General features: G+C 65.8%; 14 protein-coding genes. 7 read left to right on the forward strand and 7 right to left on the reverse strand.

The features are described 5' to 3' along the window. Window positions 1-2 precede the first annotated feature (2 nt). The 7 genes from AC0KTM_RS05970 to AC0KTM_RS06000 are packed head-to-tail and all read left to right on the forward strand — an operon-like array spanning window position 3 to window position 5,771. Entirely contained in the window at window positions 3-878 is an 876-nt protein-coding gene (locus AC0KTM_RS05970; protein ID WP_225327122.1) for an AAA family ATPase, read from the forward strand. 10 nt (window positions 879-888) lie between these two features. Further along, window positions 889-2,337, forward strand: coding sequence for a vWA domain-containing protein (locus AC0KTM_RS05975; RefSeq protein ID WP_238957534.1), 1,449 nt, complete (start codon window positions 889-891; stop codon window positions 2,335-2,337). Between the two features lie 52 nt (window positions 2,338-2,389). Beyond that, window positions 2,390-3,022 carry a nicotinate-nucleotide adenylyltransferase gene (gene nadD / locus AC0KTM_RS05980; protein WP_225327124.1) on the forward strand — a complete coding sequence of 211 codons (633 nt, stop codon included), beginning with the start codon at window positions 2,390-2,392 and terminating at the stop codon, window positions 3,020-3,022. Then, entirely contained in the window at window positions 3,019-3,414 is a 396-nt protein-coding gene (gene rsfS / locus AC0KTM_RS05985; RefSeq protein ID WP_238957536.1) for a ribosome silencing factor, read from the forward strand. Before nadD ends, rsfS begins: the two co-directional genes overlap by 4 nt. After that, window positions 3,411-4,085 carry a glucosyl-3-phosphoglycerate phosphatase gene (gpgP, locus tag AC0KTM_RS05990; protein ID WP_238957537.1) on the forward strand — a complete coding sequence of 225 codons (675 nt, stop codon included), beginning with the start codon at window positions 3,411-3,413 and terminating at the stop codon, window positions 4,083-4,085. Before rsfS ends, gpgP begins: the two co-directional genes overlap by 4 nt. After that, on the forward strand, window positions 4,075-4,932 hold the full coding sequence (gene octT / locus AC0KTM_RS05995) for a diglucosylglycerate octanoyltransferase (RefSeq protein ID WP_238957538.1): 858 nt from the start codon (window positions 4,075-4,077) through the stop codon (window positions 4,930-4,932). The genes gpgP and octT overlap by 11 nt, the downstream gene beginning before the upstream one ends. A 5-nt stretch (window positions 4,933-4,937) precedes the next feature. Continuing rightward, window positions 4,938-5,771, forward strand: coding sequence for a DegV family protein (locus tag AC0KTM_RS06000; RefSeq protein ID WP_238957539.1), 834 nt, complete (start codon window positions 4,938-4,940; stop codon window positions 5,769-5,771). A 51-nt stretch (window positions 5,772-5,822) separates the two neighbouring features. On the opposite strand, the gene AC0KTM_RS06005 is transcribed toward AC0KTM_RS06000, so the two are convergent. The 7 genes from AC0KTM_RS06005 to AC0KTM_RS06035 all read right to left on the reverse strand — a co-directional run bounded on the left by AC0KTM_RS06005 (window position 5,823) and on the right by AC0KTM_RS06035 (window position 17,965). After that, a complete protein-coding gene (locus AC0KTM_RS06005) occupies window positions 5,823-8,735 on the reverse strand; it encodes an MMPL/RND family transporter (protein WP_225327129.1) in 2,913 nt (970 codons plus the stop codon). Continuing rightward, a complete protein-coding gene (locus tag AC0KTM_RS06010) occupies window positions 8,732-9,196 on the reverse strand; it encodes an MmpS family transport accessory protein (RefSeq protein ID WP_225327130.1) in 465 nt (154 codons plus the stop codon). Before AC0KTM_RS06010 ends, AC0KTM_RS06005 begins: the two co-directional genes overlap by 4 nt. A 165-nt stretch (window positions 9,197-9,361) precedes the next feature. Continuing rightward, on the reverse strand, window positions 9,362-10,420 hold the full coding sequence (locus AC0KTM_RS06015) for an NAD(P)H-dependent amine dehydrogenase family protein (protein WP_472415166.1): 1,059 nt from the start codon (window positions 10,418-10,420) through the stop codon (window positions 9,362-9,364). Window positions 10,421-10,502: 82 nt separating this feature from the next. Next, window positions 10,503-12,242, reverse strand: a complete 1,740-nt coding sequence (locus tag AC0KTM_RS06020) for an AMP-binding protein (RefSeq protein WP_238957542.1) — start codon at window positions 12,240-12,242, stop codon at window positions 10,503-10,505. Between the two features lie 10 nt (window positions 12,243-12,252). Then, a complete protein-coding gene (pe, locus tag AC0KTM_RS06025) occupies window positions 12,253-13,380 on the reverse strand; it encodes an acyltransferase PE (RefSeq protein WP_225327133.1) in 1,128 nt (375 codons plus the stop codon). Window positions 13,381-13,437: 57 nt separating this feature from the next. Beyond that, complete coding sequence (locus tag AC0KTM_RS06030) at window positions 13,438-16,446, reverse strand: MMPL/RND family transporter (RefSeq protein ID WP_238957543.1); 3,009 nt, start codon at window positions 16,444-16,446, stop codon at window positions 13,438-13,440. A 97-nt stretch (window positions 16,447-16,543) separates the two neighbouring features. Beyond that, entirely contained in the window at window positions 16,544-17,965 is a 1,422-nt protein-coding gene (locus AC0KTM_RS06035; RefSeq protein WP_225327172.1) for a condensation domain-containing protein, read from the reverse strand. Window positions 17,966-18,158 lie beyond the last annotated feature (193 nt).

Genomic DNA, 18,158 nt, shown 5'->3' on the forward strand with positions numbered 1-18,158 from the left:
TTGTGAGTGTGCCCGCCCGGTCAAAGCCGCTGTTCGAGGACATCGACGACGTCTCGCGGCGGTTGGCCGAGACCGGCTACCTGCCCGACACCGCCACCGCGACGGCCGTGTTCCTGGCCGACCGGCTCGGCAAGCCGTTGTTGGTGGAGGGCCCGGCCGGCGTGGGCAAGACCGAATTGGCCCGCGCCGTGGCCCAGGCCACCGGGTCGGGCCTGGTCCGCCTGCAGTGCTATGAGGGGGTCGACGAAGCCCGCGCGCTCTACGAGTGGAACCACGCCAAGCAGATCCTGCGCATTCAGGCCGGCTCCGGCGACTGGGACCAGACCAAGGATGACGTGTTCAGCGAGGAATTCCTGCTGCAGCGTCCGCTGCTGACCGCCATCCGGCGCACCGAGCCCACAGTCCTGCTCATCGACGAGACCGACAAGGCCGACATCGAGATCGAGGGCCTGCTGCTGGAGGTGTTGTCCGACTTCGCCGTGACCGTCCCCGAACTGGGCACGATCAGCGCCGAGCGCACGCCGCTGGTGGTGCTGACCTCCAACGCGACCCGCGAACTGTCCGAGGCGCTCAAGCGGCGCTGCCTGTTCCTGCACATCGACTTTCCCAGCCCCGACCTGGAACGCCGCATCCTGTTGTCCCGGGTTCCCGAGCTGCCCGCCCATCTGGCCGAGGAGCTCGTGCGCATCATCGGCGTGCTGCGCGGGATGCAACTCAAGAAGGTCCCGTCCATCGCCGAGACCATCGACTGGGGCCGCACGCTGCTTGCGCTGGGACTGGACACCATCGACGACGCGGTCGTCGCCGCCACGCTGGGCGTGGTCCTCAAACATCAATCCGACCAGCAGCGCGCGACCGGCGAGCTGCGGCTGAACTAGGAAGACCGCCATGGCCGCCCGCCGCATCCGACCCTCCCGGCCGCTCGCCCCGCACGGGCTGCCCGGGCACCTGGTCGGCTTCGTGGAAGCGCTTCGGGGAGCGGGGATTTCGGTCGGCCCGTCAGAGACGGTGGATGCCGGCCGGGTGATGGCCACCCTCGGGCTGGGCAACCGCGAGGTGCTGCGCGAGGGCATCGCGTGCGCCGTGCTGCGCCGGTCGGATCATCGGGAAACCTATGACGCCATGTTCGACCTGTGGTTCCCGGCGGCGCTGGGCGCCCGCGCGGTGGTCACCGAGGATGAGGCCGGCGACACCCCGGACGACAACACGTTGCCGCCCGACGACGTCGAGGCGATGCGCCAGATGCTGCTGGATCTGCTGGCCGAAAACCCCGATCTCGCCGACATGGACGAGCGCCTCGTGGCGATGATCGCCAGGATCGTCGAGGCCTACGGAAAATACAGTTCCAGCCGGGGCCCGTCCTTCTCGTCCTATCAGGCGCTCAAGGCGATGGCCTTGGACGAACTCGAGGGCAAGCTGCTGGCGGGGCTGCTCGCCTCCTATGGCGACGAACCCACACCCTCCCAGGAGGAGATCGCCAAAGCCCTTGCGGCCCAGCGGATCACCCAGTTGCGCAAGATGGTCGACGCCGAGACCAAACGGCGCACGGCCGAGCAACTGGGACGCGATCACGTCCAGATGTACGGCATTCCCCAGCTTTCCGAGAACGTGGAATTCCTGCGCGCCTCCGGCGAGCAGCTGCGCCAGATGCGTCGGGTGGTGGCGCCCTTGGCGCGGACCCTGGCGACCCGGCTGGCGGCGCGCCGCCGGCGCAGCCGGGCCGGGTCGATCGATCTCCGTAAGACGCTGCGCAAGTCGATGTCCACCGGCGGGGTGCCGATCGACGTGGTGCTGGCCAAGCCGCGCCCGGCGCGGCCGGAACTGGTGGTGCTGTGCGATGTCTCCGGCTCGGTCGCCGGGTTCAGTCATTTCACCCTTCTTCTGGTACATGCTCTGCGCCAACAGTTCTCACGCGTTCGCGTGTTCGCCTTCATCGACACCACCGACGAAGTGACCCACATGTTCGGGCCCGAAGCCGACCTGGCCGTGGCCATCCAGCGGATCACCCGGGAGTCGGGCGTCTACAGCCGCGACGGCCACTCCGACTACGGCAACGCGTTTGCGTCGTTCGTGCAGGCGTTCCCCAACGTGCTCTCCCCGCGCACCTCGCTGTTGGTGCTCGGAGATGGCCGCACCAACTACCGCAACCCGGAGATCGAGCTGCTGTCCCACATGGTGACCGCCAGCCGGCACGCGCACTGGCTGAATCCCGAGCCCAAGCATCTGTGGGGAAGCGGCGACTCGGCGGTGCCGCGCTATCAAGAGGTCATCGCGATGCACGAATGCCGGTCCGCCAAGCAGTTGGCCGCGGTGATCGACCAGCTGCTGCCCGTGTGAGGACCTCGCCGCACCACGGCCCTGCTCACCGCCTCAAGTAAGCTGGCACATCGTGCAAAAGCAGCTTCGCAGGTTAGGAGTGATGGGTGGGACGTTCGACCCCATCCATTACGGCCACCTGGTTGCCGCCAGTGAGGTCGCCGACCTGTTCGACCTCGACCAAGTCGTGTTCGTGCCCAGCGGTCAGCCCTGGCAGAAGGATCGGCACGTCTCCGCCGCCGAGGACCGGTATCTGATGACGGTCATCGCCACCGCGTCCAATCCCCGGTTCTCGGTCAGCCGCGTCGACATCGACCGCGCCGGGCCTACCTACACCAAGGACACGCTGCGCGACTTGCGCGCGCTGAACCCGGATTCCCAGCTGTTCTTCATCACCGGCGCCGATGCGCTGGAATCCATCCTGTCCTGGCAGGGCTGGGAGGAACTGTTCGACCTGGCTCGCTTTGTCGGCGTCAGCCGCCCCGGCTATGAGTTGAGCCACGACCACATCACCGGCGTTCTGGGCGAACTCGCCGACGACGCGTTGACGCTCGTCGAGATTCCGGCGCTGGCGATTTCGTCGACCGACTGCCGCCGCCGCGCCGAGGACCACCGCCCGCTGTGGTACCTGATGCCCGACGGCGTCGTGCAGTACGTCTCCAAGCGGCGGCTTTACCGCAAGCCGGGCGGCGAGGAGCCAACGTGAGCGCCACCCAGGAAGCCATCGACATGGCGACGGTCGCCGCCGGCGCCGCGGCCTCGAAGCTCGCCGACGACGTCGTCGTCATCGACGTCTCCGCCCAGCTCGCCATCACCGACTGCTTCGTGATCGCCTCGGCATCCAACGAGCGACAGGTCAACGCCATCGTCGACGAGGTCGAGGAGAAGATGCGCAAGGCAGGCTACAAACCCGCGCGCCGCGAGGGCACCCGCGAAGGCCGCTGGACGCTGCTCGACTATCGCGACATCGTCGTACACATCCAGCACCAGGACGACCGTGACTTCTATGCCCTGGACCGGCTGTGGAGCGACTGCCCGGTGGTGCCGGTGAAGCTGGACGGGCCCGACGGGGACTCCGAAGACTCGAGCGCGCAATGAAGATTCGTCGGCTGATCATGTTGCGGCACGGGCAAACTGAGTTCAACGCCGGCAGCCGGATGCAGGGCCAGCTCGATTCCGAACTCAGCGAACTCGGGCGGGCGCAGGCCATGGCGGCCGCCGAGGTGCTGGGCAAGCTACAGCCGCTGCTGATCGTGTCGTCGGATCTGCATCGCGCCTACGACACGGCGGTCAGGCTGGGGGAGCGGACCGGCTTGGCGATCCGGGTGGATCAGCGGCTGCGGGAGACGCATCTCGGCGACTGGCAGGGATTGACCCATACCGAGGTCGACGCGCAGGCCCCCGGCGCCCGGCTGGCCTGGCGCGAAGACGCCACCTGGGCCCCGCATGGCGGCGAAAGCCGGGTGGACGTCGCGGCGCGCAGCGTGCCGTTGGTCGCCGAACTGGCCTCCGCAGAACCGGAATGGGGCGATCCCGACGGCCCGGACCGCCCGGTGGTGCTGGTGGCCCACGGCGGACTGATCGCCGCGCTCTCGGCCGCCTTGCTGAAGCTTCCCGTCGGCAACTGGCCGATTCTGGGTGGCATGGGCAACGCCAGCTGGGTTCAGCTGTCCGGCCATTCCGGCGACGAGGACGACGAATTCGAGAGCATCCGCTGGCGACTGGATGTGTGGAACGCCTCGGCACAGGTGTCCAACGATGTCCTCTGAACAGCGGCACCGGCCCACCCTGCTGATTTTCGCCGACTCGCTGGCCTACTACGGCCCAACCGGGGGGCTGCCCGCCGACGATCCCCGAATCTGGCCGAACATCGTTGCCGCCCAATTGGATTGGGATGTGGAGCTGATCGGCCGCATCGGCTGGACATGTCGGGACGTCTGGTGGGCGGCGACCCAGGACCCGCGGGCGTGGGCGGCGCTGCCGCGGGCGGGCGCCGTCATCTTCGCCACCGGCGGCATGGATTCGCTGCCGTCGGTGCTGCCCACCGCGCTGCGTGAGCTGATCCGCTATGTGAGACCGCCCTGGCTGCGGCGGTGGGTCCGCGACAGCTACGGGTGGCTGCAGCCCAGGCTCTCCCCGGTGGCCAGGCCCGCGCTGCCGCCGCACCTGAGTGCCGAGTATCTCGAACAGACCCGGGGCGCAATCGATTTCAACCGACCCGGGATTCCGATCGTGGCGTCGTTGCCGTCGGTGCACATCGCCGACACCTATGGCAAGGCGCACCACGGCCGGGCGGGCACCGTGGCCGCGATCACCGACTGGGCGCACAGCCACGATGTGCCGCTGGTCGATCTCAAAGCCGCCGTCGCCGAACAGGTGATGAGCGGTCGTGGAAACCCCGACGGAATCCATTGGAATTTCGAGGCCCACCAGGCCGTCGCGGAGCTGATGCTCAAGGCCCTCGCTCAGGCCGGCGTGGCGACGATGCAGCGCGCGCAGCGCGATGAGGAGAAGCCGCGCAATCAGGCCGGCGTGGCGACGATGCAGCGCGCGCAGCGCGATGAGGAGAAGCCGCGCAAGCAGGCCGGCGTGTCGACCGAGAAGCCGCGCGGGTAGCGCTCGTGACTGTCGTGGTGGTGACCGATTCGTCGGCGCGTCTGCCGGCCGACCTGCGCGACAGGTGGCGGATACGCGTCGTTCCGCTGCACATCCTGCTCGACGGCGCCGATCTGCGTGACGGCGTGGACGACATTCCGGGTGACATCCACAAGCTGGCGGCGACCACCGCGGCGGCCACCCCGGCCGAACTCGCCGACGCCTACCAGCAGGCGTTGGCCGACAGCGGCGCCGACGGCGTTGTGGCGGTGCACCTTTCGTCGGCGCTGTCGGGAACGTGCCGCGCCGCCGAACGTACCGCGGCCGACCTGGATCCCAACGTGCGCGTCGTCGACTCCAAGTCGGCCGCGATGGGCACCGGATTCGTCGCCGTGGCCGCAGCACGGGCGGCTGCCGCGGGCGGTGACCTGGACACCGTCGCGGATGCCGCGCGCTCGGCCGTGGACCGTGGGCACGCCTTCATCGTGGTGCACCGGCTGGACAACCTGCGCCGCAGCGGCCGCATCGGGGGCGCCAAGGCGTGGCTGGGCACCGCGCTCGCACTGAAACCGTTGCTGCGTATCGACGACGGGAAACTCGTTCTGGCCCAACGGGTGCGCACCGTCAGTCATGCGACCGAGGCGATGATCGAGCGGGTCTGCCAGGTCGTCGGCGACGGCATGGCCGCCCTGGCGGTGCACCACGTCAACAACCCGGACGGCGCCACCGAGGTGGCGACGGCGCTGGGCAAGCGGTTACCGGCGTGTGAGCCGGCGATCGTCACCGAGCTGGGGCCGGTGCTGGCGCTGCACGTCGGCGCGGGCGCGGTCGCGGTGAGCGTGGCGCTCGCCGAAGCTTAGTGGCGATCGCAAGCGCGGCGTAGCCGGGCACTGCGGGTCGCCACCAACGGCCTAGGCGCTCACCGGCCGTCGCGCGTTGTCCCCGCGCGGGTGCACGACCTGCGGCCACCAGAACCACCGCCCGAGCAGGGTGGCGATCGACGGCATCAGCAGCGTGCGCACGATCAGCGTGTCGAGCAGCAGACCGATGCAGACCGTCGACCCGAACTGCCCGAGCACGCGCAGATCGCTCCCCAGCATGGACGCCATGGTGAACGCGAACACCAGACCCGCGGCCGTCACCACCCCACCGGTCCCGGCCATCGACCGGATGATCCCGGTCTTGAGGCCGTGATGGATCTCTTCCCTGAACCGGGACACCAGCAGCAGGTTGTAGTCGGATCCGACCGCCAGCAGGATGATGACCGCCAGCGCCATCACGATCCAGTGGATATTGATGCCGAACAAATCCTGCCAAATCAGCACGGACAGACCGAAAGACGCCGCGATCGAGCTGGCAGCGGTGCCGACGATGACCAGTGCGGCCACCACGCTTCGTGTCAGCAGCAGCATGATCATGAAGATCAGCGTCAGTGACGCGATGACGGCGATCATCAGGTCGTACTTCTCACCGTCAGCCATGTCCTTGAACGTCGCGGCGGTTCCGCCGAGGTACACCTTGGCGTCGGCCAGCGAGGATTGCTTCAGCGCCTCCTGCGCGGCGGTGCGTTCGGCCGCCACCCGTTCAATTCCCTCCGGCGTCATCGGATCGTCCTGGTGGGTGATGAAGAATCGCGCCGACTTACCGTCCGGCGACAAGAACATGCGCAGACCCGTCTGGAAGTCGGGGTTATCAAAGGCTTCTGGTGGCAGGTAGAAGAAGTCGTCGTTCTTCGACTGATCAAAGCTCTGCCCCATGACGATCCCGGTGTTGCTCATCGCCTCCATCTGGTCGATCATCGCCTTGAACGTCTGGTAGAGCGTCAGCGTGATGCCCCTGGTCGTTTTCAAAGTGGCGATCAGCGTGGGAAACAGCTCGGTCAGGTCGCGTGACGCTTTGGCGGTGTGCGTGATGTCGGTCGTCAAATAGTGGAACTGCTCGGCCAATTGGTCGAACCCGTCGAACGTGTCGAACAAAGATCGCAGCCCGATGCACACGGGAATGTCGTAGCAGTGCTTCTCCCAGTAGAAGTACGTGCGGACCGGCCGGAACGTGTCGTCGAAATCGGCGATGTGGTCGCGCAGGCTGTCGGTGATCTGCGAAGTCACCTGCGTGGTCTTGGCGCTGTCGTCGGCCGCGTTGGCCAAATCGAGCGACACCTCGTATTGGCGCTGCGTGGTGTCGATTTGGGTCTGCAAGTCATCGGCCATTTTGAGGATGTCGTTCATGCGCTCCTTGAGAAAGCCCATGTTCTGCATCGTCGTCTGGCTCTGGACGCTGTTCTGGAACGGAATCGAGCTGTGCTGAATCGGGATGCCCAGCGGCCTGGTGATGTCCTGAACCATGGCGATGCCGAGCGTGCGCATCTCGTTTTTCGCCACCCTGTCCAACACCAGCATGTCGGCCGGGTTTCGCATGTCATGGTTGGATTCGACCATCAACAAGTCGGGGTTCATTCGCGCTTCGGAGAAGTGCCGATTCGCGGCTTCTTGCCCTTGATTGGCGGGGGCTGACAACGGCAGGTAGTGACGGTCGTTGTAGCTGGGCTTGAAGCCCGGCAGTGCCACCATGCCGACCAGGACGATGGCGGCGCTGACGGCCAAAATCGGTGCGGGCCAACGCACTACCGCGGTGCCCACCCGGCGCCACAGTCGCCCTCGCTTCGCCTGCCTTTCGAAGAAATGGAAGCGACTGCCGATGAAGACGACCGCGGGGCCGAGGGAAAGCCCGGCGAGCACCACGACCAGCATGCCGATCGCCACCGGCGCGCCCATGGTGTTGAACCAGGGCAGCCGGGTAAAACTCAGGCAGTAGGTCGCTCCCGCGATCGTCAGTCCGGAGCCCAGGACGACCGGGGCGACGCCCTTGAATGTGGTGTAGTAAGCCGTTTCTCGGTCCTCACCGGCGGCCAAGGCTTCTTGATATCGCCCGACGAGGAAGATGCCGTAGTCAGTTCCCGCGGCGATCGCCAGCATGGTGAGGATGTTGGCGGCGAACGTGGTGAGCCCGAATGCGTTGTTATAGGCCAGAACCGCGACGACGCCCCGCGCACACGCCAACGCCACGAAGGTCATGAAAAGCTGGATCAGGGTCGTGACGATCGACCGGTAGACCAGCAGCAGCATGATCGCGATCGCGCCCAGGGTGAACAGCGTGATCTTGGCCAGGCTGGCGTTACCGATGATGTGCATGTCGTCGGACAGTGCGGCGGGGCCGGTGACATAGGCCTTCACGCCGGGTGGCGCCTTGTTCTCCTCGATCACCTTGCGGACGGCGTCCACGGAGTCGTTGGCCTGGGTGGTGCCCTGATTACCGGCGAGGTTCACCTGCACGTACGCGCCCTTGGCGTCGGCGCTCTGCGCTCCCGCAGCGGTCAGGCGGTCGCCCCAGAAGTCCTGGATGTGCTGGATGTGCGCGGGATCCTTGCGCAGGTCTCGGATCAGCTTGTCGTAGTACTTGTGGGCGTCCGGGCCCAGCGGCTGCTGACCCTCCAGGACGATCATCACGGTGCTGTTCGAGTTGAATTCGTGGAAGTTACTGCCCAGGCGCATCATCGCCTTCATCGACGGCGCGTCCAGCGGAGTCATCGGCGCCGAATGCGCCTCGCCGACCACTTCCAGGGAGGGGACCAGGACGTTCACCAAGACGGTGATCGCTACCCAGCCCAGGATGATCGGGATCGCAAAGATGCGGATCGCGTGGGGGAGGTAGGGGCGGTGGCCGCGCTCGGCCTTCGACAGGCCGCGAGTGCTGATCGGGCCGGTGGCTGCGTCGTCTTCGGCGCTTCTGGCGCCGGAATCGGTCTCGTTGTTCACATTGCTCATGCGGACTTCACCAGGCAGAAGGTCTGGGCGTTATGGCCGTCGGAGTTCTGGTTGTCGCGGACGACGCCGTCCACGGTGATCTTGCAATTGATCGTCGGGCCGTCGCTTTGCGCCATGATGTTGGCGCTCACCGAGGGCAGCGTGGTCGAGATCGTCGTCGACCAGGGCAGCGGGGCGTTGTTGACCTGATGCGTGTTGGCGTTCTCGTCCCAGTAGTTGATGTTCGCCGTGGTGCCCGGGGCGCCGGAAATCTCGTAGACGACGACCTTCGGGTTGAACTGCACGATTTCGATCCCCTTGCCGGCGTTCGCGTTGAGATCTTCCGAGCCGAAGAGCTTGTGCAGCCGCGACACCACGAGTGCAGACAAAGCCAGAACGACGACCAGCAGCAGCGGTATCCACCCATTTTTCAGCACGCGGGTCGCGATGCCGGGGCGAGGACTTGTTTTCGGATCAGCCATCACCTGACCGCCTTTCGCCCACCGCTTCGGGCCTTGCCGCAAAGCTCACCAACCATCGCCGACGACACGGATGTCAACGGAAAATTTGCTCAGCTAGGCATCCTAACCATAGTGCACGCAAGCGTTCCTCCTCGGGGCCGCCGGGTGTGGCGAACGGCATAGCCGTTACTGGGCGAGACGGCCGGTCACCGGCGGCAAATCCGCCAGCGTCACGATGCCGGGCCGGGCCGCCACCACCGCCGGGACGGCATTGGTCACAGGCATGGCGGTGTAGATCATTCCCAATCCCATGAACCCGGGCTCCGTCCAATCCTTGGGCGGCAGGCAGTGCAGCACCGTGCGCATGTTGGGCAGCCCGAACACCTGAATGACGTGCCCGTGCTCGAGCGGTTTGGGCGGGACGACATGGCTGCCCATGGTCCAGTTGAACCCGACGCTGACGACGTTGCGGTCGCCGACCCAGCCCCGGTGGTAGCCGTAGACGCTGCCGACGGTCCCGGCCGGAATTTTCATGAACCCTAGATCCGAGTCGCCGGTCGCCGCCGTGAACGTGACGTCGAAGGTCATCTTGTCCAGCTTCGCCCCGATCGCGTCGGCCATCATCGCGGCCGACTCGGCGAAGACCTCGCTCTCCCGTCGTACGCTTTCGGCCAGCCCCGGGGTGTCGGGGTCTTGCGAGAACCCCATCGCGGTTTGGGTTTCCGCCGATTCGTAGGTCGAGCAGTCCACCGACTCGGTGATCCGGATCTCGTCGACGCGCTCGCACGAGGCGGACAGCGCCATGCCGACCATGTTGGTCATGCCCGGGTGCGCGCCGCTGCCGAAGATCGTCGAATCGCCCTTCTGGCAGGCGTCCTCGATGCGTCGACGGTCCTCCGGAGTCTGCTTGCCGCCGGTGATCCAGGCCGCGCTCGTGCACACGTTGACTCCCGATTCCAGCAGCCGCACCAGCTCATCGATGCTGGGCCACAACGGGTTGTAGCAACACGCGTCGGCGCCCAGGGCGATCAGCGCATCGATGTCGTTGGTGGCCTTCACCCCGGTCGGCTGCGGCCAGCCCGCCAGTTCGGCGGCGTCCACCCCGACCTTGTCCTCGCCGTGCGCGTACACCCCGACCAGTTCCATGTCGGGCCGCCCGATGATGGCATGCAGCGACCGCCGCCCGATGTTCCCGGTGGTCCACTGGATGACGCGTAGGGGACGGTCAGTGCTGGTTGTGCTCATCGTGGCTCCTTTGCCGCTGCGGGGGTGGAACCATTATGCGAAGCGCGCTACCCGTCGGCGCGCGCGCGTCCACCGCCCGGGCTCAGGCGTCCAAGCGGGCGAATTCGTGCCGGCTGTACTGCTCCACACAGGCGGCGCGCCGGATCTTGCCACTGGTCGTGGTGGGAATGGACCCGGGCGGTACCAGGACGAGGTCCCCGACATTCACACCGTGCGCGTTGGAAATCGCGGAGGTGACGTCGGTCTTGACCGAGGTGAACCAGTGCATCGCGTCCTCGTTGGAGTCGCCTCGCTTCTTGAGCTCGATGACGGTGACCAGCTTCTCGGTGCTGTTCACCGGGACCGATATCGCCGCGACCCGACCACCCGTGATCTCTTGGACCGTCGCCTCGATGTCCTCCGGATAGTGGTTGCGCCCCCGGATGATCAGCAGATCCTTCATGCGGCCGACGATGAATAGTTCGTCGGAGTGGATGAATCCGAGGTCGCCGGTTCTCAGCCAGGGTCCGTCGGGCGTCCCCGGCGACGGTTCGACCAGTGTTGAGCCGAAGCATCGCTGCTCCTCCGGCGGTCGGCGCCAGTAGCCGTCGGCGACGTTGCCGCCGTGCACCCAGATTTCACCGACTACGCCCTGAGGGCATTCGCGGTTGGTGTCGGAATCGACGATCCGCAACGTGGGTGATTGCGGCACTTTGTATTTGACCAGCTCGGTGCCGGCCCCGGCCGAACACCGTTGAGCGCGGCCGGCGGACAATTCCGCGACATCGAAGTGAACCGCCTCGGCTGATTCACTCCAGGTGCCGGCCGCCACGAACACGGTGGCCTCCGCCAAGCCATATGACGGACGCACCATGTGGTCGCGAAAGTTGAAGTGCGCGAACCGATCCACGAAACGTTCCAAGGTGGCCGGCTCGACACGTTCGGCGCCGCTGATGATGCCCAGCACCTGCCCGAGGTCGAGCCCGGCCAGGTCGCCGTCGGTTGTTTTGCGGGCGGCCAGGTCGAAGGCGAAGTTGGGCGCCGCCGACCAGGCATGGGGATTTTCGGCCAGAGATCGCATCCATCTGGCCGGCCGCTCCAAGAACGAGACCGGGGTCGTCAGCTCGCCGCGATAGCCGCTCAGGATGGGTGCGCAGACTCCCAGCACCAGACCCATGTCGTGGTAGAAGGGCAACCACGACACGATCGTGGCGTCCGGCGGGGCTTTGACGTGCGAGTCCGCGAAGAAGCCGCGCATCAACTGCGCGAAGTTCACCTCGAGATTCCGATGCGAGATCATCACGCCGGTCGGCGTGCGGGTCGAACCCGAGCTGTACTGCAAATACGCGACGCTGGGTAAATCATCCGTCGAAACGCTTGTTTCGCCCTCGCCATCCAGGTTCATCGAATCGATTTCGACGATCTTGGGAACGTCGTCCATGCGTGCCTGATCGACATATTCGGCGACGTCTTCCGCGACGTCGGACGTCGTGAGAACCACCGACGGCGACGTGTCGGCGAGGACCGCAGCCACCCGCTCGTGACTCGAGCCGCGATGCGGCAGCGGCAGCGGAACCGCGATGAGCCCGGCCTGCATGGATCCCAGGAACGCCGCGATGTACTCGAGGCCCTGGGGCGCCAGGATTACCGCCCTGTCTCCGACCGACCCGTGCGGGCCGAGGTCGCGTGCCACGTTGAGCGTTCGGCGCGATACTTGCGACCACGTCAGCGTCTCGCGCACACCCGCCCAGTCGCGCTGGTAATCGGTGAAGGTGTACGCCACATCGTGGGGCCGAAGGCTGGCACGTCCGTGCAACATGGACAGGATCGATGACTGAGACATAGGCGCGTGCTCAGTCGGTAACTTCGCTTGCGCCGTGCGACAACACGGACGTGGCACCGGCGAGGATCTGCGAGAGCGGGTCGGCGTCGCCGCCGAAGGTCGCCTGGTTGGCCGGCGCAGTCACCTCCGCCGGGTCGAAGCCGTGCACCGGGTCCACCTGAACCGGGGCGGTCGACGGGTCGTCGTTTCGCGAATAGCCCGCGTTCACCCGGGGCAGCAGGATGGCGTCGAGCTTGTTCAGCGTGCCTTCGTCAATCCCAACGTATTTCAGCGGCATGACGAGCGGAAGGTGCTTTTCCGGAACCATGATCGTGGTGTCTTTCGCGCCCCTCGAGTTGATCGTCGTCCTGATGTTCTGCGGCGGCACCATGCTCGGGTTCGTGAAGGCCACCGCCGTGTGACCGGTGGCGAGGCCGAGCAGCGTGTTGGCGAGCGCGAACATGTTGTCCGGCCGGTCGGGGAAGTCCGCGATCGAGTCGTAGGCGGCCACGAACCTGTTTGTGTCGTACTGGCTCTCATAGGGCGGCGGCATCGTGTAGTCGAGTGCGGGAACGACGCTGCCGACCGGGAACATCGCGGTCAGGAAGCTCTGACCGAAGGCGTGACGCCCGATCGGGTCGCCGAACGTGGCGAAATTCAGCGTGTCCGGCGGGGGAGCAGTGGGGTCATTCGCCAGCCGCGCCTGCACGCCATCGACCACGAACGCGCCCTCGGACAAGCCGATCGCGGTACCCGGGCGGCCGGTGCGGATCGCCGCATCGAGGTTGTCTATTCCGACGTCGACCGACTCGCCGACGCTGGGGCCGTCCGCACCCAGACCCGGGAACTGCTCATCGAGCTTGCCGATGCCCGGGAAGAGCCGCTCCAGCACGTGCCCCTGAACCTGCCCCGCCGGGTAACGGACGATTTCGCGCTTCTGACCGGGGAACCACTGGGCGCCCTCCTGACGGATGTACTCGTCGTAGGGGATGCCCAGAACGTGAGCGCCGCCGAGGGCGAACGCCGTCTGGTCGCCTGGGGCCCCCGGGGTCGGCGGACCGCCGATGGGTGACTCGTCAGCCGTCGCGGTATTGACGCCGAAACACCCTGTGGCACCGACGGTTACCAGCGCCGTCACTCCCGCGAGTAGTTTCTTCATCCCTACTCCTGACCGCTCGGATTCGCCTCGTAGTCTCACATACATCACGTGTGGGTGCTAACCGGGCTGCGGCTCGGCGCGTCCGTCCGGTGACCGCGTTGCGGCCCGTACGCGCCCGTGTGAAGGCCACCAGTTCGCCCGTCCTACCAGCGCGGCGATGGCGGGAACCGTGATGGTGCGCACCAAGAAGGTGTCCAGCAAAATTCCCACCCCGATCACGAAACCGCCCTGGACCACGGTGTTGATGCTGGAGAACAAGAGACCGCACATCGAGGCAGCGAAGATCAGACCCGCCGCGGTGATCACACCGCCTGTCGAGCCCAGCGTTCGAATGATGCCGTATCGCATGCTGTGTCCAGACTCCTCGCGCATTCGCGAGACGAGCAGCATGTTGTAGTCGGCCCCCACCGCGACCAACACCACGAATGCCAGCGGGGGCACACTCCAATGCAATTGCTGACCCAGCAGGTATTGAAACACGAGCACGCCGATACCCACCGCCGACAAATACGAAATGACCACGGAAGCAACCAGATACAGCGGCGCGACAATCGCGCGCAGCAGCGCGATCAAGGTGAATAGCACGACGATAAGCGTCACCGCGATGATGAACCGGATATCGTGTTGGTAGTAGTCACGGGTGTCCTTCAGGGCGACGGTATATCCCGCCATCGACACCGTGGCGTCCGCCAAAGCGGTATTCGGCTGGGCCCCCCGGGCGGCCGCGGTGATCGCGTTGACCTGATCCATGGCTTCGGTGCTGAACGGATTCAGTTTGGTTTGAACCAAATACCGCACCGAGTGGCCGTCCGGCGAAATGAATACCTTGGCCGCCTTTTGGAACTGCTCTAATTGCAGCAGTTGGGGTGGGATATTGAAACCGGCCATCGCCGGATGCGCGGCGTCGCGTTTCAGCGACAACAGAAACGCCGCTGACTCATTGAGCCCGCTACCGAGCTGCTTGAGTTGGTCGACGAGTTGAGCCACGGCGTCGGCCACTTGGCGGCTGCCGCCGGCCAATCGGTTGGCACCGTCTTGCACAGTGTTCAGATTCGTTTGCATGCCACCGGGTTTGTCCAACCCCATGGAGTGCAACACCTTGGTGAGCTTTGCCAGCGAGGCACGCACACGCTCGGTCGACGCTTTCAGCGTCCGCTTGTCCGGGGACTCCTGCAGTCGATGGGCCAACTCGTTGATTGCGTCGAGGTCCGCCTGATTTTGCGGGCCGACCAGCTGCTCGAAGGCCCCGCGGGTGTCGCTGCACGACGGATCGGCATCGCATCGCGGGTTGCCCTGCAGCGCCGCCAGCACCGGGCCTATCCAGGCGAACACGTTCTTGGCCGCCGAGAAGTTCCAACCCATGGAATTGCTGATCGCGTTGACATGGTCGACGAGCTGGGCCGTGAGGTCGACCTGTCTCACCAGCGCGTCGCCGCTGTATTGGTTCTTCGCCGACGAGAAGGCGCTCTCCAGTTGCTGCACGCTCGCGGCGAGCTCGACGACCTGGCCTCGCACGTTGCCGAGGTTGTCGGCCAACGTGCCCGCGCCGGCGACCAGTCGGTTGAGGTCACCTGTGTGGTCTTTGATCAGGGTGGACCCGTCCGCCAGCAGGGTGCCGATGGCGCCCGCCTGATAGGTCGCCCGGAATTGTTCCGGCACATTCCCGGTGGGACGGGTGATGCCGCTGACCGCAGCGACGTTCGGCAGTTGGCTGACGCGGTCCGCCAACTGTTCCAGGTCCGCGAGGGCCTTGGGCGTGCGCAGGTCGTGCGGCGATTGGACCAGGATGTACTGCGGAATGGACTGGTTCACCGGGAAATGGCGATCCAGCGCGGCGTACCCGATGGAGCTCGGCGCGGAAGGCCGCAAAGCCTTGCGATCGTCGTAGTTGTAGCGCACCAGGCCCGCGCAGCTGGCCAGGATGATCAACACCAGCACGCTGGCGACCAGATTGACCTTCGGCCGCCGCACGATGCGGATGCCCGAACGCCGCCAGAAGCGCGCGGTCAGCTCGCGCCGGGGTTTGACCCAGCCGCGCCGCCCCGCAAGCACCAGAACGGCCGGCAGCAACGTCACCGCGGCGAGGAACGCCACACCGATCCCGATCGCCGCCGACGCCCCGACCGTTTTGAACACCCCCATCCGGGCGAAGCTGATGAGCAGAAACGTGATCCCGACGGTGGCGGCGGATGCGGCGATCACTTTGCCGATCGAGAACATCGCGCGTTTGACGGCCTGGTCGGAAGTCGCGCCCGCCCGCAAATAGTCGTGATACCGGCTGATGAGAAAGACCGCGTAATCCGTTCCGGCGCCGGCCATTATGGCGCTCAGGAAGACGACGGACTGGTTTGAGACGCCCGAGCCGGTCAGTTGGGAGTAGCCCGCTACCACCGCCTGCGCGATAACCAGGGATGTGCCGATCGTCAGCAACGGCAGCAGCATGGTGACCGCGCTGCGGTAGATCACCAGCAGGACGATGAGCACCAGAACCGCGATCGCCAGCTCGATGGGCATTCGATCCCGGGCGCCCGCGACCGTGAGGTCGGCGACGGTCGCCGCGGGGCCGGTCAGGTTCACCGTCAGCGGCGTGCCGGTGACGACGCGGTTGACGACGTCGTCGATCCGGTTGAACGCGGCGTACGAGTGGGGGGTGCCCAATTCGCCCGCAACGCCGACCGGCAGCACCCAGGCTTTGTGGTCTTTGCTGGTCACCACCGACCGCAGGGCCGGTGTGCTGACGAAATCCTGCAGCATCACGACATCTCGCGTGTCCTGGCGCAGCGTGTCCACCAGTGTTCGGTAGGTGGCTTCGTCGGCGGGGCCCAGGCCCTTGTCGTTGGTCAGGACCACCAGCAGGAGGTTTTCGGAGCCCGATTCGTGAAACGCCTCGGTCATCTTTCGCGCGGTGACGCTCGATGGCGCATCGCTGGGCAGGATGGCGAGCGGATGCTTCTCGGCCATCTCGCCCAGCGACGGGAACGTCAGCGGCAGCGCGACCGCAATCGCGACCCAGATGCCTATCACTGCCCAGGGCCACCGCACCACAAAATCGGCTAGCCGTCGCATACCGCCCTCACCCCCGGCCGGCGGCAACTCGGCCGCACTCGACCGGGCCCGGTCAAACCGCGCGATTTCGCATCACGCGCCATCGAAGTGCTCCACGCTACGCGACGCGTCCCCAACTCCCGCTGCCGGCGACCCGCACGCAGACCGACTTCATCGCTTCCATGTAGCGGACGACAGACTTCCGGGCGACCGGGTTGTCCGGATGCATGATCGCCATGACCGTGCCTTCGCCGTACCGGAATATATAAATGGTCAGCTGATGTGAATACCGGCCGTCGGGGTAGATCCCGATATTGTTCGCAAGCCCCAGGTCGGCGGCAGCAAGAATGGCGTTGAGGGGGGCGGCGCCGCCATGAAAGAAGTTCGACACCGGAAAGTTCGATTGCGGCCAGCGCAGCCACGGCGCCAATTCCAACACGCGGTAGTAGGGCACCTTCGCCATGTCCAGGCTGTTATCGAAAGACGCCTGCGCCGCCCACGCGGCATCGCCGAACGAGGCCGCTGCTATCGGCACGGTGATCGGAATCAACCCGGTAAACCAACCCTGCGTCATGAAATTGTCGGTGGCTTTGCGTGAATCCCGGGGAGTGAGGCCGTAATAGGTGAGGGCGCCGGTAAATTCGTGCTCGACCAAGGCGAGGCAGGCGAACAGGCCCCCGACAAAGCGGGCGCCGGCCGCCGCGCAGGCCGATTCGAATCGCTCCGTCTGCGCCACGTCCATCAGCAATTCGGAGGTCATGGTGCTGCTGCTGGATTCCTTCGGGTTACCCAGCGGCAGCGGAAATTCGGGAAAGCCCCCATTGTTGTTCTCGGCGAAGTCAATCCACGCGCGCACCTCGGGCGAATCAAGGGTCAACGTCGACGTGTATTCGCGTTCGCGGGTGCAGAAATCGTCGAAGCTGCCGGCATCGGGAAGAGTGAGGGCCTCACCACCCCCGCTCAACGCCGTGTACATGCCGTTGGCCTCCATCATCGTGGTGCCGATCAAAGTCGCGTCCCCGTGGACATGATCCATCGCGGCAAAGAAGGTGAAATGGTTCTCGCTTTGGATAATTCCGAAGGTGAAGCAGCCCCATTCCAGCGGATTCGGTATGGCCACCACGTGAGCGTGTATTTCGTCGGCCGTCATCTCGCCGTGCTCGATCGGTGCGAATTCAATATCGGCAGGATCGCTGATGGTCCGCCTGATGAACTCTCCGTCGCCGGTGTCCTCGAACCAACTGCGGAACGTGTCGTGCCGACGCAGGTACGTGTTGACGGCGTGGTTCATGGCAGGAACGTCGCACGTCCCGGCCACCTCACAGGTGGCGATGATCTGTCGTGAGAAGTTCAGCCCAGCAGCCGTCCGTTCCCGGTAGTTGCGAAGGTGTTGGCCCTGCATATAACTGACCGGCACGGAACTCACCGGGGCCTGCCGGGCCTTTTCGGTGGCCGCGGGGGTCGGGTGCCAAGAGGTGACCGAGCCTGGTGTCAGCGTCCAATCATCGAGTGAGCCGATCGTAATCTTCCCGATGCGCAAAACTTCGTCCTTCCCCGGTTTGAACGGCTGCGCCACGCTGGCGGCGAGACCAAGATAACCCTGCGCGTGATCGCCGTCGCACCCGTGCGCGGGCACCGCCTACACTCGCTCAGGGATCCGACCGGCCTTTGGCGACCGAGTTGCGGCGATCGAGTTGTGTCGATCGAGCGGCCGGGCGGGGACGCAGGGTGGC

The sequence above is a fragment of the Mycobacterium sp. NTMscope_Eco_3 genome (assembly GCF_976985685.1).

Excerpts from the sequence above, each read along its gene's own strand:
- pe (WP_225327133.1), bottom strand. The coding sequence starts at position 13,380 with ATGAAGAAACTACTCGCGGGAGTGACGGCGCTGGTAACCGTCGGTGCC.
- gpgP (WP_238957537.1), top strand. The coding sequence starts at position 3,411 with ATGAAGATTCGTCGGCTGATCATGTTGCGGCACGGGCAAACTGAGTTC.
- AC0KTM_RS06030 (WP_238957543.1), bottom strand. The coding sequence starts at position 16,446 with ATGCGACGGCTAGCCGATTTTGTGGTGCGGTGGCCCTGGGCAGTGATA.
- octT (WP_238957538.1), top strand. The coding sequence starts at position 4,075 with ATGTCCTCTGAACAGCGGCACCGGCCCACCCTGCTGATTTTCGCCGAC.
- AC0KTM_RS06020 (WP_238957542.1), bottom strand. The coding sequence starts at position 12,242 with ATGTCTCAGTCATCGATCCTGTCCATGTTGCACGGACGTGCCAGCCTT.
- AC0KTM_RS06015 (WP_472415166.1), bottom strand. The coding sequence starts at position 10,420 with ATGAGCACAACCAGCACTGACCGTCCCCTACGCGTCATCCAGTGGACC.
- AC0KTM_RS06010 (WP_225327130.1), bottom strand. The coding sequence starts at position 9,196 with ATGGCTGATCCGAAAACAAGTCCTCGCCCCGGCATCGCGACCCGCGTG.
- AC0KTM_RS06005 (WP_225327129.1), bottom strand. The coding sequence starts at position 8,735 with ATGAGCAATGTGAACAACGAGACCGATTCCGGCGCCAGAAGCGCCGAA.
- AC0KTM_RS05975 (WP_238957534.1), top strand. The coding sequence starts at position 889 with ATGGCCGCCCGCCGCATCCGACCCTCCCGGCCGCTCGCCCCGCACGGG.